Origin of the sequence: Burkholderia sp. Bp9004 (assembly GCF_003858025.1) — a bacterium.
Lineage (GTDB): Bacteria > Pseudomonadota > Gammaproteobacteria > Burkholderiales > Burkholderiaceae > Burkholderia > Burkholderia diffusa.
The window spans coordinates 1-1,534 of sequence record NZ_QTQD01000073.1 but is presented as its reverse complement, the minus strand read 5'-3'; the positions used below and the strand labels follow the sequence as shown (position 1 = coordinate 1,534).

Below are 1,534 nucleotides of genomic sequence, written 5' to 3'. Positions count from 1 at the left end.
AGACCGGTTTCATGGTCATGGTACTGTCCCTGAAATCGAATCCAGTTGTGCAATTCCGCTCGGCCATCCACTGCGATTTGAATGGCCTCCTCTGCCACTCCCCACGCACGATATTCCGCACGCCAAGCAATCTCGCTCCGCTCGCCGGTCAGTTCCTGCGGCGTGCCAAGATGGTCACACTGGTACCAGGCCAGCGTGTCGACAACCGGTGCGGGCGGCGGCGGTAGCCAGAGCGGATCCTTGTCACGCCGATAAAAATCGCCGTACTCGGGCTGGTCCAGCAATTCGATGGCTTCCTCGCGCACCGCCTGCGCCACCGGCACAAAGCTGCCCGGCTCGTACACGTAGTGCGTGGTGCGCGCGCCGAAGCCGTCCTCGTCGGCGATCTTGCTCTCCCACGCTAGCGAGTCGCCATCCCAGCCGTACAGCGTGAAGCCACACTGCAGCTCGCGGTTGCGCTTGACCCGCTCGGCGCGGTTCCAGTGTGGCCCCGCTTCGCTTCTTTCCTCGTAGTGCGCCTGGCTGTGCTTGGACAGGCGCCGGCCGAGGGCGTCGTAGGTGTAGTCGACCTTCAGACGCTCGTCTTCGTAGTGCGTCAGGCGGTCAAACAGGTCCCAGGTGAAGCGGCCTACCTTGCCGTTGTGCCAACGCTGCGTGAGGTTGCCGCGCGCGTCGTACTGGTAATGGGTGCCGGCGTATTGCTTGAGCAGGTTGTCCTGCGCCTTGATGCGCGGCATGCGCTGGCGCTTGGCTTCGCGCTGCTCGGCCGGGTCGATGAGGTTGCTGGCCGGGTCGAAGTCGAAGGTCTCGTGGCCGAGCCGGCTTTGCGCTTCGAGCAGGCGGCCCACCGGGTCGTAGCGGTAGGCGAGCTGCCCGCGCCGCGTGTCGTTGATGTCGGTGAGCTGGCCGCCGGCGTCGTAGCGGTAACGGCGCACCAGCAGGCGGTTGCCGCCTGCGGTTTGCCCGACCGGGCCTTTGGATTCGTGGGCAAGCACCTGCTCGCTGAGCCGCCCCATGGCGTCCCACTGCTGCGTTTGCAGCAGGCGGTTGCCTTGCAGCCGTGCGACCTCGCGGTGCAGGTCGTCACGCTCGTAGCTGACCAGTTCGCGCTCGTCGAGCTGCAGCGCCAGCAGGTGGCCACTGCCGTAGGTGAGCCAGCTGACACGGTGGCCGTCCGGGCGCACGGTGGCAATACGCTGGTTCAGCGCATCGTATTCGTGCAGCCACACACCCACCAGGGGCTTGCCCAATCGGCTGTAGTGCTGGTGTTCGCGCACCAGGTTGCCGGCCGGGTCGTGGAACCATTGCAGGCGGCTGTCGGCGTTGGTCGCCAGCGCGAGGTTGCCGTTGAGGTCGTAGGCGAAGCGTTCGACCTGCCAGTCTTGCTCGCGCGGGGCTGCGTCGCCGGTTTGCAGCGCAGCGCGTCGCTCGGTGAGGCGGCCCATCGGATCGAAGGTGTAGGCGGTGATGCGCTGCCCGTCGATGGCGCGCGCCAGTTTGCCGGTCGCCTCCTCGTACTCGTAGCGCGTGATGG

1 protein-coding gene is annotated in these 1,534 nt (G+C 66.4%); it reads right to left on the bottom strand.

What is annotated here, in order from left to right; genetic code table 11:
- On the bottom strand, nt 1–1,534 hold a 1,534-nt coding region (locus DIE08_RS35170; RefSeq protein WP_148096101.1), incomplete at both ends, for an RHS domain-containing protein.